The organism is Paraburkholderia sabiae (genome assembly GCF_030412785.1).
In the GTDB taxonomy this organism is placed as follows: Bacteria; Pseudomonadota; Gammaproteobacteria; order Burkholderiales; family Burkholderiaceae; genus Paraburkholderia; species Paraburkholderia sabiae.
The window spans coordinates 5,799,320-5,813,921 of the sequence record NZ_CP125295.1; the positions used below are offsets into that span (position 1 = coordinate 5,799,320).

General features: G+C 63.7%; 11 protein-coding genes. 6 read left to right on the top strand and 5 right to left on the bottom strand.

Translation table 11 applies throughout. From position 1 onward, the window contains the following. Positions 1-8: 8 nt before the first annotated feature. On the top strand, positions 9-3,068 hold the full coding sequence (locus tag QEN71_RS26025; protein WP_201650937.1) for an efflux RND transporter permease subunit: 3,060 nt from the start codon (positions 9-11) through the stop codon (positions 3,066-3,068). A gap of 597 nt (positions 3,069-3,665) precedes the next feature. Further along, a complete protein-coding gene (locus QEN71_RS26030) occupies positions 3,666-4,307 on the top strand; it encodes a LysE family translocator (protein WP_201650936.1) in 642 nt (213 codons plus the stop codon). Between the two features lie 23 nt (positions 4,308-4,330). On the opposite strand, the gene rarD is transcribed toward QEN71_RS26030, so the two are convergent. Beyond that, positions 4,331-5,206 carry an EamA family transporter RarD gene (rarD, locus tag QEN71_RS26035; protein ID WP_201650935.1) on the bottom strand — a complete coding sequence of 292 codons (876 nt, stop codon included), beginning with the start codon at positions 5,204-5,206 and terminating at the stop codon, positions 4,331-4,333. 320 nt (positions 5,207-5,526) lie between these two features. On the opposite strand from rarD, the gene QEN71_RS26040 reads away from it, so the two are divergent. Next, on the top strand, positions 5,527-6,315 hold the full coding sequence (locus QEN71_RS26040) for a sulfite exporter TauE/SafE family protein (RefSeq protein ID WP_201650934.1): 789 nt from the start codon (positions 5,527-5,529) through the stop codon (positions 6,313-6,315). 36 nt (positions 6,316-6,351) lie between these two features. On the opposite strand, the gene QEN71_RS26045 is transcribed toward QEN71_RS26040, so the two are convergent. From QEN71_RS26045 to QEN71_RS26055, 3 genes are all read right to left on the bottom strand, one after another. Next, entirely contained in the window at positions 6,352-6,606 is a 255-nt protein-coding gene (locus tag QEN71_RS26045; protein WP_201650933.1) for a hypothetical protein, read from the bottom strand. A gap of 227 nt (positions 6,607-6,833) precedes the next feature. Continuing rightward, positions 6,834-8,954 (bottom strand): D-(-)-3-hydroxybutyrate oligomer hydrolase, encoded by a 2,121-nt coding sequence (locus QEN71_RS26050; protein WP_201650932.1) that lies wholly within the window; start codon positions 8,952-8,954, stop codon positions 6,834-6,836. Positions 8,955-9,454: 500 nt separating this feature from the next. Beyond that, positions 9,455-9,811 carry a BON domain-containing protein gene (locus tag QEN71_RS26055; RefSeq protein ID WP_201650931.1) on the bottom strand — a complete coding sequence of 119 codons (357 nt, stop codon included), beginning with the start codon at positions 9,809-9,811 and terminating at the stop codon, positions 9,455-9,457. Positions 9,812-10,382: 571 nt separating this feature from the next. Between QEN71_RS26055 and QEN71_RS26060 the strand changes: the two genes are divergently transcribed. The 3 genes from QEN71_RS26060 (at position 10,383) to QEN71_RS26070 (ending at position 13,979) form a co-directional block, all read left to right on the top strand. After that, on the top strand, positions 10,383-11,912 hold the full coding sequence (locus tag QEN71_RS26060; RefSeq protein ID WP_201650930.1) for a TAXI family TRAP transporter solute-binding subunit: 1,530 nt from the start codon (positions 10,383-10,385) through the stop codon (positions 11,910-11,912). A gap of 166 nt (positions 11,913-12,078) precedes the next feature. Then, on the top strand, positions 12,079-12,723 hold the full coding sequence (locus QEN71_RS26065) for a 2-hydroxychromene-2-carboxylate isomerase (protein ID WP_201650929.1): 645 nt from the start codon (positions 12,079-12,081) through the stop codon (positions 12,721-12,723). Positions 12,724-12,950: 227 nt separating this feature from the next. Further along, positions 12,951-13,979, top strand: coding sequence for a LysR substrate-binding domain-containing protein (locus tag QEN71_RS26070; RefSeq protein ID WP_201650928.1), 1,029 nt, complete (start codon positions 12,951-12,953; stop codon positions 13,977-13,979). A 1-nt stretch (position 13,980) separates the two neighbouring features. On the opposite strand, the gene xdhC is transcribed toward QEN71_RS26070, so the two are convergent. Then, complete coding sequence (gene xdhC / locus QEN71_RS26075) at positions 13,981-14,571, bottom strand: xanthine dehydrogenase accessory protein XdhC (RefSeq protein WP_201650927.1); 591 nt, start codon at positions 14,569-14,571, stop codon at positions 13,981-13,983. Positions 14,572-14,602: the final 31 nt, after the last annotated feature.

Sequence of the window (14,602 nt, forward strand, 5' to 3'; positions counted from 1 at the left end):
GGCCGCCGATGAAATTCACCGATATCTTTATCGAACGTCCCGTACTTGCATCGGTTGTGAGCCTGCTGATTCTCGTGCTCGGCTTGCGCGCGCTGTCGACGCTCAAGGTCAGCGAGTATCCGCAGACGGAAAACGGCGTCGTCACGATCATGACCTCGTACTACGGCGCGAGCGCGGACACGATGGCGGGCTTCATCACGCAGCCGCTCGAATCGGCGATTGCGCAGGCGCAGGGCATCGACTACATGTCGTCGACGAGCACGACGGGTGTGTCGACGATCACGGCAACGCTGCGCCTGAACTACGACTCGAACCGCGCGCTGACGGAGATCAACACGCAGATCGCATCGGTGCGCAACCAGCTGCCGCCGCAGGCGCAACAGCCCGTGCTGACCGTGCAAACCGGGCAGACCACGGACGCGATGTACATGGGCTTCTACAGCGACGTGCTGCCGAGCAACAACGTCACCGACTATCTGCTGCGCGTCGTGAAGCCGAAGCTCGATTCGATTCAGGGCGTACAGACCGCGGAAATTCTCGGCGGCCGTCAGTTCGCGTTGCGCGCGTGGCTCGATTCGGCAAAGCTCGCCGCGCACAACGTCACCGCTTCGGATGTTTTCACAGCGCTCGGCAGCAACAACTATCTGGCGACACTCGGCACGACCAAAGGCCAGATGATCAGCGTCGATCTGAATGCGGGCACCGATCTGCATTCCGTCGAAGACTTCAGGAAGCTCGTCGTCAAACAGAAAAACGGCGCGATCGTGCGACTCGAAGATGTCGGCAACGTCGTGCTCGGCGCGGACAGCTACGACTTCAACGTCGCGTTCAGCGGCAAGCGCTCGGTGTTCATCGGCATCAAGGTCGCGCCGGACGCGAACGTGCTCGATGTCGCGAAGCGCGTGAAGACGATCTTTCCCGATCTGCAGAAGCAGTTTCCGACGGGCATGACGGGCGACATCGTCTACGACGCGACGGACTTCATCAACACGGCCATCGAAGAAGTGGTGAAGACGCTCGTCGAAGCGCTGCTGATCGTGACAGTCGTGATCTTCCTGTTCCTCGGCAGCTTCCGCGCAGTGATCGTGCCGGTGATCGCGATGCCGCTGTCGCTGATCGGCACGTTCTTCGTGATGCAACTGCTCGGCTACTCGATCAATCTGCTGACGCTGCTTGCGCTCGTGCTCGCGATCGGGCTCGTCGTCGACGATGCGATCATCGTGGTCGAGAACGTCGACCGGCATATGAAGGAGGAAGGCAAGCAGCCATTCGAAGCCGCGTTGATCGCCGCGCGCGAACTCGGCGGACCGATTCTCGCGATGACGGTCGTGCTGATCGCCGTGTATCTGCCCATTGGTTTTCAGGGCGGATTGACGGGCGCGCTCTTCACCGAATTCGCGTTCACGCTGGCGGGTGCCGTTGCGGTTTCAGGCGTGATTGCGCTGAGTCTCTCACCGATGATGTGCTCGCGCTTTTTCCGCATGGATCAGGAGTCAGGACGCTTCGCGCGTTTCGTCGACCGGCAATTCGAGCGTGTGCATCACGGCTATGCGCGTCTGTTGCATTCGATGCTCGACACGTGGCCCGTGTTCATCGTAATGGGCGCGCTGCTGTTGTGCGGCACGGTCTATCTGTTCATGACGTCGCAATCGGAACTCGCGCCACAGGAGGATCAGGGCATCGTGCTCTCGCAGATACAGGGTCCGCCGAACGCGACGATCCAGCAGATGCAGACATACGCGGACCAGGTGTTCGATATCTCGAAGGGCTTGCCCGAGTATTCGCAGATGTTTCAGCTGACGGGCGCACCGACGTTGAATCAGGGTATCGGCGGCGTGCTGTTCAAGACGTGGGACAAGCGCAAGAAAAACGCGACGCAACTGCAGCAGGAATTGCAGCAGAAGTGGAACGGCATTGCGGGCGCGCGCGTCGCGGCGTTCCAGTTTCCGCCGTTGCCGGGTGCGCAGGGCTTGCCCGTGCAGTTCGTGATCAGCACGACGGAACCGTTCGAAAACCTCAACGAAGTCTCGCAGACGGTGCTGCAAAAAGCGCGCGAAAGCGGCATGTTCTTCTTCGTCGATAGCGATCTGAAGATCGACAAGCCGGAGAGCGTGCTGGTGGTGGATCGCGACAAGGTGGCGTCGCTCGGGCTTACACAGAGCGATGTCGGGCAGACACTGGGCGCGGCGCTTGGCGGCAACTATGTGAACTACTTTTCGATTGCGGGGCGCTCGTACAAGGTGATTCCGCAGGTGTTGCAAACGGACCGGCTGAATCCGTCGCAGGTGCTCGACTATTATTTGCGCACGCCGGATGGCAGCGTGATTCCTGCATCGACGGTTACGCATCTGAAGCAGAACGTTGTGCCTGAATCGATCAATCACTTTCAGCAGTTGAACTCGGCGACGATTTCCGGCGTGATTGCGCCGGGGATTTCGCAGGGCGAGGTGCTCGATTTTCTGCGCAAGGCTACGACGGATGCGGCGCCGACCGGTTATAGCGCGGATTATTCGGGGTTGTCGCGGCAGTTCGTGCAGGAGTCGGGCGGCTTCGTCATCACGTTGATGTTCGCAACGATCATCGTGTTTCTCGCGCTTGCCGCGCAGTTCGAGAGCTTTCGTGATCCTGTTGTGATTCTTGTGTCTGTGCCTATGGCTTTGTTCGGTGCGCTGATTTTTATTAACGTCGGGATTTCGACGCTCAATATTTATACGCAGGTCGGGCTTGTTACCTTGATGGGGCTTGTTAGCAAGCATGGCATTTTGATCGTGCAGTTTGCCAATGAGTTGCAGCGGGCTGGGCGCGCTAAGCGCGAGGCTCTCGAGGAAGCTGCCGCTGTGCGGTTGCGGCCTATTTTGATGACTACTGCGGCTATGGTGCTCGGGGTTTTGCCTCTCGTTATCGCCTCTGGGGCCGGCGCGGCCGGGCGGAATGCCATGGGACTTGTGATTTTTTCTGGGCTTTCTATTGGGACTCTTTTCACTCTTTTTGTTGTGCCCGCTATGTATATGTTTTTGGCTGCGGATCATCATCGGGATCGAGAGGGTTCCGGTTCGGTTGCGGTTTGATTTGCCTGGCGTTGGCATCCGCGAATTCGTATCGGTGCTTCATGCGTTGCCCCTGTGCGGGGCGGCACCTACTTTTCTTTGCAGCGGCAAAGAAAAGTAGGCAAAAGAAAGCCGCTTCAAACCTCCGGTGCCAGCCAGGATGGCGCTTCGGCATGCCGCAGTTGAGCAATTGCGCAGCGATGGCCGCACTCTGTAGAACGCCCGTAGTCAACTGCGCACGGCGCGAAAACCCCACACACCGTCTGGAGCACATACCGCCGCAATCAAACCGACGGCAACACACAAAAACAAGCCGACCGAATGTGCCCCAGGTGGATGTCATCTTTCGCGCCGCGCGCAGTTGACTACGGGCGTTCTACGGAGTGTTTGCGTCGCTACGCGACAGCTCAGCTGCGGTGTGCCGCAGCGCTATCCTGGCAGGCACCGGAGGTTCAAAAGCGGCTTTCTTTGGTTACTTTCTTTGCCGCGGCAAAGAAAGTAACTGCCGCCCCGCACAGGGGCAACGCTAGCGAACCAAAGACATAAAGCGGATGCCATCGTAAAGAGGCAAAATACCGCCAAAGCGTCGCAGACAAAAAAACCAAACGGAGCACAAACATGTTCAGCACAGCACTATTTCTAACCGCCGCCGGAGTCGGCCTGGCAGTAGCCGCCCCAGTCGGCCCGATGGGCATGCTCTGCATCCGCCGGACGCTAACGGACGGCCCCCGCGCGGGCCTGGCAATCGGCTTCGGCATAGCATCCGGCGACGCCTTCTACGGCCTGATCGCAGCGCTAGGGCTCGTGTCGGTATCGCACTTCATGCTGGCCTACGACAAACCGCTGCACATCATTGCAGGACTCTTCCTGCTCTACCTCGGCGTCCGCACGATGCTGCAAAAAGTCCCCGAGGACAGCAGCAAGAACAACGAGAACGGCAAACTCGCCAACATCGGCCACGCAGGCGCATTAAAAGCCTTCGCCAGCGCATTGCTGCTCACCCTCACCAATCCGCAAACGGTCATCATGTTCGCCGCCCTCTTCACGACGCTCGCGCCGCGCGGACCGTTTTCATCGAGCGTCGCGCTCACGACGGTGTTCGGCGTGTTCTGCGGATCGATCGCGTGGTGGTGCTTCCTCGTGACGGCCGTGTCGCTCGCGCGGCATGCGATCGGTCACAAGCTGCGTGTGATCATCGACCGCATCGCGGGCCTCGCGCTCGCCGCATTCGGCGTCGTCGAAATCAAACGCGCGATCTGACGCCATCCATCTGACGCCATCCATCAGGCGCGCGCAAACCGCGCGCGCCACAATCCTTCGAGCGAATACAGCGCCAGCGCAACCCAGATCGCGCCATAGCCGATCAGCTGAGTCTGCCCGAACGGCTCGCGATAAATCAGCACGCCAATCAGCAGTTGCAGCGACGGCGTCACGTACTGGATCAGGCCGAGCATCGACAGCGGGATGCGCCGCGCGCCCGCCGCGAACAGCAGCAGCGGCACAGCCGTGATCGGTCCGGCGAGCGCCAGCAACACCTTCACGCCGACGGTCGCCGCGCCGAACCCGCTCTCCCCATGCGACGACGCGAAGAACAGATACAGCACAGCAACGGGAAACAGCAGCACCGTTTCGAGCGTCAGTCCTTCGAGCGCGCCCAGTTGCGCCGTCTTGCGCAACAGCCCATAGCCCGCGAAGCTGAATGCCAGCGCAAGGCTGATCCACGGCGGATGGCCGTTCTGCCACGTGAGGTACAGCACGCCGCACGCTGCGATCGCCACGGAAAACCACTGCACGCGCCGCAGCCGCTCGCCGAGAAACGCGAGGCCGAACAGCACGTTGATCAGCGGATTGATGAAATACCCAAGGCTCGCCTCGACGATATGCCCCGCGTTGACGGCCCAGATATAGATGCCCCAGTTCGTCGACAGCAACAGCGCACTCGCGGCGAAGCGCCCGAGCAGCCGGTGATCGCGCAGCACAGGCGCGAGCCACCGCCACTGCTGGCGCACGGTGAGGACGATAAAGAGGAACAGCATCGACCACACCATCCGGTGGGCGAGCATCTCCACCGGCGAAATCTGATGCAGCGACTTGAAGTAGACGGGAAACAGTCCCCACAGAGTGAACGCGAGCAATGCGTAGGCGACGCCGGGATTCATTTTTATCGGTCTGCGGATGGAAAAACGCGAGAAAGCGCGCGCGACGGACGGGCAGCGGGCGCACCGCGCGGCACACCCTGGCGCTCGAAACGGTTATTGTAAGCCGACTGTCGGGACAACCCTGATATCGGGCATCGGCTCGCAATCGTACGCGGCGGCGCCGGTTTTGCGACAATAGCGGACTTTCGCCGCGCCGCCGACCGTCGTTTCGACCGACTCCAACCGACTCGACTGACGAACGGAGCCCCGAGGCGCGGCGCTCTGGCGACAGTACCGGCAAGCTTGCCCGCAACCTTTTACGACCGTCCGCGGTCCGCGCAATGGCACTTCCCCACATCGATCTCCTGTTTTCCGCATCCGGCCTCTTTGTCGGCTTTCTGGTCGGGCTGACGGGCGTCGGCGGCGGCTCGCTGATGACGCCGATCCTCGTGCTGCTCTTCAACGTCCATCCCGCGACGGCCGTCGGCACGGATCTGCTGTACGCCGCCGCTACCAAGGCGACGGGCACGCTCGTGCATGGGGTGAAGGGTTCGATCGACTGGCAGGTGACCTTGCGTCTTGCCGCGGGCAGCGTCCCCGCCGCCACGATCACGCTGATCCTGCTGCATCGCTACGGGATGGGTTCGGCGCGCGGTGGCCATCTGATTTCGGTCGTGCTCGGCGTGGCGCTGCTCATCACGGCCGTCGCGCTGGTGTTCCGTCCGCAGTTGACGGCATTCGCGGCTGCGCGCAAGCGCGCGACGGGCCAGGGCAGCACGCTCGGGCTGACGATGCTGACGGGCGCCGTGCTCGGTGTGCTGGTGTCGCTGACGTCGGTCGGCGCAGGCGCGATCGGCGTCACGGTGCTCCTGCTGCTCTATCCGATGCTGCCGACCACGCGCATCGTCGGCTCCGATATCGCGCATGCCGTGCCGCTCACGCTGCTGGCGGGCGCAGGCCACTGGCTGCTCGGTTCGATCGACTGGTCGATGCTGCTGTCGCTTCTGGTCGGCTCGCTGCCGGGCATCGTGATCGGAAGCTACCTGTCGTCGAAGGCGCCCGAAAAACTGCTGCGCAATCTGCTCGCCGCCACGCTGACGCTCGTCGGCGTGAGGCTCGTGATTGCCTGAAGACGGCCAGCGCTTACGCCGGCCGCGTGCGGCGGATCATTTGAAGAAGCGGCAGTTCAGGTCGGTCTCGAACTGGCGCACCCAGTGCCCTGCCGTATCCTCGTGATACGACTGCGCCCAGCCGCCGCGCCGTATCGTCAGAAGACGCGAGTGATGTGATCTGTCGTCGGGATCGTCGCTTGCGCTGATGTCGAAATGGGTGGGTGCGAAACCGTGACGCGCACACACCAATTCGAACGCCGCGCGTTCGCCGATGGGAAGATCGGTGTATATGAAGCGGGTCGTGTTCATAGCCGTCTCGGGCAAACATCGATAGCTTCACAGTACCGTACCCGACGGGTAAAAAGTGTGTCACGGCGCACAAAACCGAAGGTCCGTCGCCTATGGACGAGACGCGCCCCTCATGGCGCATTCCGTCCGCGCGGGTGTCATGCGCGCGTCACACGCACCGCCGTCTCCTGCTGCAACAAACGGCGGTCCGCGCGACGCTGCGCCGGGCACTCACAGGCCGGCGCGAATCACTTGGGCACGTTCACTGCGCCCGCTGCCACCTGAATCGCATTCGCTCCCGGGCTCATCGAAATCGCCGGCAGATTGGCCGTCGTGAGCGCGGGCGCGGAACCCGCCGTGCCGCCGCGCGGCACCGTGCGGATCACCTGCGAAGGCGGCAGCGCCGCACCGCTCTTCAGGTGATTCCACATCAGGTTCAACGCCTGCACGTTGTAGTAGTGCACGGGGATGAAGCGCGTATCGAAGCCGGCCACGCTCAGGAAAGCATCGAAGTGCTGGCCGTTCATCACCTCATAGAACGACAGCTGGCTCTTTGAACCTTCCGTGATGTTGTTCATCGCCAGATACGCGCGCGATGCGTGGTTCACGGGCACGAGCGCATCGCTGCGTCCCTGGACGATGATGGCGGGCTTGCCATGCAGGTTCGCGTTCACGCGGATCGCATTGACGTTCTGCTGCATGCGGGTGTCGCCCGATGTCCACAACGCGCGCAGACACGCGGCGCCCGTGAAGGCGGCGTCGGCTGTCGCGAGGCGGTGATCCGCGCCGCCCGCGGGCGAAACGTTGTAGACGAGGTTGATGCCGTTGGTGGGCGGCACGCCGTTGCCGAGACCGAACACGGCGAGCATCGGCGACGCGGCGGGCGTGGCACCCGCTGCGCCCGTCGTCGCGTTCGTCGTGCCGAAGCTGAAGTCGCACAGGTTGTCGGTCACGCTCGACTTCGTGTACGCGTTCGCATACGTGACGGCGACGGCGGGCACGGCCTGCGAATCCCACATTGGCGCATGTAGCACGTCCGAGTCGGCTTCGTAGCCGGCGGCGTGCAGCTTCGCGAGGGCGTCGTTGGCCTGGCTCGTCACGTCCGCGCCGCTGACGACGCCACTCGCCGCCAGCGATGCGCAGCGCGCCGAGCGGATCGCCTGCGTGGTCGCGAGCGGCAACGCGGTCAGATACGGTGCGCCTGTCGCTGCCGTCGCGTCCGCCGCGCACGGCTGCAGCAGATTCGCGTAAGTCATGTAGTCGGCGAGCGGCGCGCCCGCTGCGGGAATCGCCACGCCGCCTTCGAACACCTTCGCCGACGACGCCATGTTCAGATTGATCTGCGGCTCGCCGACCACGACGGCCGTGATCCAGCCTTGCGTGTCCTGCTCGGCAGCGGCGAGCGACGCGCCGCCGCCGTTGCTGACGGACGCCGCGATCGTCGTGATGCTGCCCGCGCTGTAGCGCACGCCATGCTGCTGCGCGTTGTTGTTGATCGTCGGCGCGAACTGCTGGTTGATCGCCCAGTACGCGAACTGGATTGCTTCGAGCGTGTCGCGGCCCCAGTCCTGCTCCGGGTTCTGCTGCGAGTGCGCGTGCTTGAACGCGTAGCGGTTCGGAAAGCCGGTGTTGAACGACGCCAGTGCGCTCGATGTCACGTCCGCCGTGAAGAGACTTTTGCTGCCCGCGCCCGCAGCCGCCGACAGCGTGCCGTTCATCAGCGTGACGAGGCCCGTCTCCATCTCTTCGGCGCCGTTGCCGCTGCCCTTGTCGGTGTAGGCGACGGCGCAGCCGCGCTTGAGGCCCCACTCGCCCGCAGCCGAAATCGCGCCGTACACGCCGCGCGAACCGGACGATGTCGCCGTGACGATGCACGGATTGTTCGGATCGAACGTGTTGGGCACCTGGACCATCAAGGTCACGTTCTGCTTGCCGCTGCCGTTGTCGGCGTAGGCGAGATACTCGGTGCCCGCGATCTTGCCTTCGCCGAGCGTGTCGTTGCCGTTCAGATCGACGTTGGGCCCCCAGAAGCGCCCGTATCCGCCATTCGCCGACATGTCGACCAGCGCCCGATAGTTCGACCAGATCGCAAGCCGCCGCAGTTCGGCGGGTGTCGGACTCGCGGCGTTGGCGAACGCGGGCGCCGTCGCGGAACCGATGCCTGACTTGCCGAGGCCGCCCGTCAGCAGGTCGTCGCTGTTGCCGTCGTAGCTCGTCGTGGTGACGCTGCCCGATACGATGAACGCTGGCAGCGCGTTGGTCGTGGGGTTGTTGTGATCGTCGCCGTGGCCACACGCGGCGAGCAGGATCGAGGTCGTGGCGATGCAAAGGGCAGTGGCAGTACGTCCGAACAACAGTTTCCCTGTCATAGTCGTCTCCATTGTCTTGTGTCTTGTTGTCGACGCCGCGTCGCGCCCTTCAGCGATTACCAATTAGTTGCGACTTCATCCAACTGGCGTCCGGGGCGCGGTTGCGGCGGCTGCTCCAATGCAAGTTTTGGGCCGATTTGTCGCACTTCGCGGCGACGCCCTTTCTGGCCTTTCGCGGCGCGGATTTACCGACATGCAGACGCGCGCCGGGTCCGCAGGCGGCGTCCCGATCTGGAGACAAACAATAGTCAGCAAAGCGCGCGGCGCAACCCGCAATCGACTGCCGATGCCCGCTGCGCGCGGCTTTGCCGTCCGAGGCAGGCGACGTCCATGCGAAGAGACGGCGTTGGAGCGCGTCCCGTTTCGTAGAGCACGTGCGGCACGACGACGAGCGACGCCGTACAAAACAAAACGGGCTCCCGTTTCGAACGGGAGCCCGCTTGTCATTCTGACCGGTAAGCACGCCGCAATCTGCCGCGCGCTGGCGCGGCCCGCGCCGCTTACTGCTGCTGGACGTTGATCTTGTTCGACACCGACGTCACGCCTGCCACGCCCTTCGCGACGTCGCCGGCCTTCTGGATCTGGTCGTTGTCGGGCGCCGTGCCCGTCAGCGTGACTGCGCCGCTACGGGCGCGAACGTTGATCGCCGACACGTCGAGGCCTTGCGTCTTGGCGAGAGCCGAACGGACCTTCTTGCCGAGCGCGCGGTCCTGCTTCTTGACGGCCTTCGAGTTCGCGGCGGGTGCAGTCGCCGTCGTGCCCGTTGCCGTGGAGTCGCTTGCCTGGGCATACGTGTGGCATGCGACGACCATTGCGACAACACCACCCACTGCCTTCAGAAAATCGACCGATTTCATAACTTCTCCTTTTGCTTGGTTTGGACCGCGTTTCAGTTGCGGCTTGGTTACGACTACGGACGGCCCGCTTGCGCGCGCGCACGAAGGCGCAACGAGGCAATGGCGAGCCTGGAGCGTTGTCACGGTCTGCGAGAGGCATTGGAAGTGGTGACGGCTGGCGCGATCCATCTTGCGCGACGATGCATGACACCCGCCGTGCGCCGCGCGGTTGGCAGCGTGCCCTGGTCTCTTGAGTCGGCCGGGTCGCGCTGCGCCAACGTCGATTCGCGGCAGCGATGCCAATGTAATCTAGCCGCGCAAGTTCTGCAAAGGATATCGCGCGTGACGCACGGTTTCTGTTGACACTTATGCGGATTTCGTGAGCAGCGCTCGGCACCTGATTCCCACAGTCTGCAAGCTGTCGCAGCTTTCCGGATCGCAAGGCGGGTCACTCGCAGGTCACTCGCAGGTCACTCGCAGGTCACTTTTTGTTACGCGTTTACAGCCCGCCCAGCCCGCCCGACGCGCCGCCGCGCCGTCAATCTCATGTACCATCGGCGCGAAATCATCCACCCGACCGCCCAGCATTCCCATGAAGCCTTCCGACGGACGTCGCCCGGAACGCACCGCCGAACGCAAGCCGCCCAAGCTCGTCGCCCGTTTCGTGGCGATTTCGTGGCGCGATCTCGCCGTCTCGTTCGGCCCGATCCTGATCATCAGCGCCATCGCGATCTATGTCGCCGTGCGCCTGATCCAGCCTGCGCCGCCGGATACGCTGACGATGGCGGCCGGCCCGAAAGGCAGCACCTTCTGGGTCGCCGCGCAGAAGTACAAGGAAGTCCTCGCGCGCAACCGGATCACGCTCAACGTGCTGGAGACGGAAGGCTCGCTCGACAACTACCGGCGTCTGACCGACTCGCACGCGAACGTCGATGTCGGCTTCGTGCAGGACGGCATCGCGCCGTCCAAATCGACCGACGATCTGATGTCGCTCGGCAGCGTCGCGTACGTGCCCGTCGCGATCTTCTATCGCGGGCCGATGGTCACGCTGCTGTCCGAGTTCAAGGGCAAGCGCATCGCGATCGGCGTCGAAGGCAGTGGTACCCGCGAACTCGCCCTGCAGTTGCTGAAGGCGAACGGCATCACGCCCGACGGCCCGACGAAACTGCTGCCGCTCTCCGGCGACGATGCCGCCCGCGCGTTGACGGAAGGCAAGATCGACGCGGCGATCCTGACGGGCGATTCCGCGCAGCCGCCCGTGATGGGCAAGCTGTATCGCACGGCGGGCGTGCAGTTCTACGACTTCACGCAGGCGAACGCGTATGCGAAGCGCTTTCCGTATCTGACGACGCTCGACATGCCGATGGGCTCGTTCGATCTCGGCAAGAACCTGCCGTCGACCACGCTGCACATGATCGCGCCGACGGCCGAACTGGTCGCGCGCGACTCGCTGCATCCCGCGTTGTCGGATCTGCTGATCGAAGCCGCGCGCGAGGTGCACGGCAAGGCGACGGCGCTCCAGAAGGCGGGCGAATTCCCCGCCCCGCTCGCGCATGATTTCCCGATCAGCGACGACGCCGCGCGCTACTACAAGTCGGGCAAGGGCTTTCTCTACCGGATGCTGCCGTTCTGGCTCGCGAGTCTCGCGGACCGGCTGCTGGTGGTGCTGGTTCCGATCATCGTCGTGCTGATTCCGGGCCTGCGGCTCGTGCCGTCGCTGTATGCGTGGCGTGTGAAATCGCGCATCTACCGCTGGTACGGCGCGCTGATCGCGATCGAGCGCGAAGCGCTCAGCGACACGTCGGCGGCCGAGCGCGAGGCGCTGATCGTGAGGCTCGACAAGATCGAGGAATCGGTCAACGGGCTGAAGATGCCGCTCGCGTATGCCGATCAGTTCTACGTGTTGCGCGAGCATATCGGCTTCGTGCGGGCGCGCCTCACGCGCGATTCGGAAGCGGCCGCGGCGCGCGACGCGGGCGGCGCAGCGGGTGCGGCGGAATCGGCGGATTCGTCCGACGCAGGCGGTGTGAGCCGCGCCGAAGCGCGCGCGGCCATGCACGAAGGCCACGCCGCGCCCATCGGCCGCGACGACGAAGGCCGCGAAGGCGGCGAGAACCGCTAGCGGCGCATCGTCCGCGCACACGGACAAACGACGGAGAGACGCTGCCGCAACGGCATTTCGTCAAATGATGCGCACGGGGCTTGCTCCGCGTAAGATCGAAACAACCAGAACGGGCTGACGCGCGGCATCGCCGACAGCCCGCCAATTCCGGCAACCGGGAGACATCATGACCGATGGCATCGACGCCACGCAGCCACTGTGGTTTTACGACTTTGTCTCACCGTTCTCGTATCTGCTGCTGGAACAGCACGACAAATGGCCTGAACTGCCGTTCGTGCTGACGCCCGTGTTCCTGAACGAGCTGTATCGCCACTGGGGCCAGCGGGTCGCCTACGACGTGCCCGCGAAACGCATTTTCACGTACCGGTACGCGCTGTTTCGCGCGGAGCAGCTGGGCATACCGTTCCGCATGCCTCCGTCGCATCCGTTCGATTCACTGAAGCCGATGCTGCTGTCCGTCGCGCTCGGCTCCGACCTGCAAACAGTGCGCGAGATTTTCCGCTTCATCTGGCGCGACGGCCGCGATCCGTCGACTCCCGAGGGCTTCGCGGCACTGTGCGAACGGCTGCATGTGCCCAACGGACAGGAACTGATCGAACGCGAAGCGACGCGCGCGCAGATGATGCGCAACAGCGCCGACGCAATTGCGATCGGTGTGTTCGGCGTGCCGACGTTCTGGCTGAACAAGCAGCTGTTCTGGGGCGAAGACGCGCTGCCGATGGTGCTCTATTGCGCGCGCACGCCGAACTGGCTCGAATCGAAGGAAGTGAAGCGGATTACGTCGCTGCCGAAAGGTCTGGCGCAGGCCTGAACCGGCTTCGGCAAACGGCTGCTCAACTCAATGATGTTGTCGGACCAGCGGCCCTGATGCCCGGCATAGGGCACGCACTATGGCCCGAGCAGGGCAAACGGGCATAAGGTTATAGCTTCGTACGCGCGTGCGGCGCGGCGTCCGCCGAAGACGCCGCCGCCCACGCGAGCATCGCCTGATACAAGTATCCGAAAGCCTTCAACGGGCCTCCCCCGCCCCGCCGATTCATGGACGACGACACCGCCGCTTCACTCGATATCTGGCTCGTGCGCGTGCTGCGCACGCTGCTCGTCGAGCGCAGCGTCACGCAGACGGCGCTGCGGCTGAACCAGACGCAGCCCGCCATCAGCACTGCGCTGCGCAAGCTGCGCGAAACGCTGAACGATCCGATTCTTGTACGCGGCAAGTCGGGCATGGTGCCGACGGAATACGGCGAATCGCTGCTTGCGGCCGCGCAAAAGGTACTGCGCGATGTCGATTTCGTCGCGACGCCGCATGGCGATTTCGATCCGGCGCGCTCGCGCCGCACGTTCCGCATCGCCGCGCCGGATTATCTGAACGACTTTTTCATGCCGACCGTGATCGCGCAGTTTCGCGAGGCGGCGCCGCATGCGCGGCTCGAAATCGAGTCGCTTGGACCGCTGTTCGATCACACGTCGGCACTCGATACGGGCGAACTCGATCTCGTGATCGGCAACTGGCCGAAGCCCGATGTGCGCTTCGAGCGCAGCGATCTGTTCTCCGATACCGTCGTGTGCATGATGCGCGCCGATCATCCGCTGGCGAAGGCGCCGCTCACGCGCGACGCGTATCTCGCCGCGCCGCATCTTGCGCCCGCGCACTACAGCGGCGCGCGCGGCGGCGCCATCGACACGGGCTTTGCGCGCGCACACGCGGCGCGCCGGATCGTCGCGACGCTGCCGTACTTCGGCCTCGTGCCGCAAGTGCTGCTGCAATCGGACCTGATCTTCACGACGACGCGCCGCTTCGCGCTGCACTATGCGGAGATGTTGCCGCTTGCCGTCGTCGATGTGCCGATTCCGTTTCCGCGTATCAAGTGCTATCAGATGTGGCATCCGCAGCCGGACCGGCCAAGCGATATCGCGTGGCTGCGCGGCTTGATGGCGCAGGTGTCGGAGATGCTGGTGGCGAAGAAGCCGAAGCGCGCGCGGGGCGCGGCGAAGGAAGCAGGCGCGCAGAAAAAAACAGGCGCCGCGAGTCTGCCCGCTGCGCCCGTTGGAGAAATCGGTCAGTAGATCAAACGTCGACGCAGTCCGCCTCCTGAGCAGACGCAAAATCGGCGAGCGAAATCTGCTGCGAACGCACTTGCAGCAGTTCGGCGCACACGGCGACGGCAATCGACGGCGGCGCCTTGTCGACGATACCCGGCACGCCAATCGGACACGTCATCTCGAACAGACGCTGCGGATCCACACCGCGATCGATCAGACGACGCTCGAACTTCACCCGTTTCGTCTTCGAGCCGATCATCCCGAAGTACGTGAAATCGCGCCGCCGCATGATGCGCTCGGCAAGCGCGAAATCGAGCGCGTGGTTGTGCGTCATCACGAGAAAGTAGGTGCCGGCTGGCGCTTCGTCGACGATCGCATCGGGCGTATCGGTGGCCTCGACCTGCACGTTCGCGGGCACTTCGTCGGGAAACAGCTCGTCGCGCTCGTCGACCCATTGCACCACGCACGGCAAGCGGCCGAGCAGCGAAACCAGCGCATGGCCAACATGGCCCGCGCCAAACAGGACGACGTGCATCGGCGGCGGCAGCTTCGTCGCGTGACCACTGCGTCGCCCGACCTGAACGGGCATGTCGGCGAAAGTCGGAACGTGCATCATGTCAAGCGTCCTTTCGTAAAGAAGGTCCACG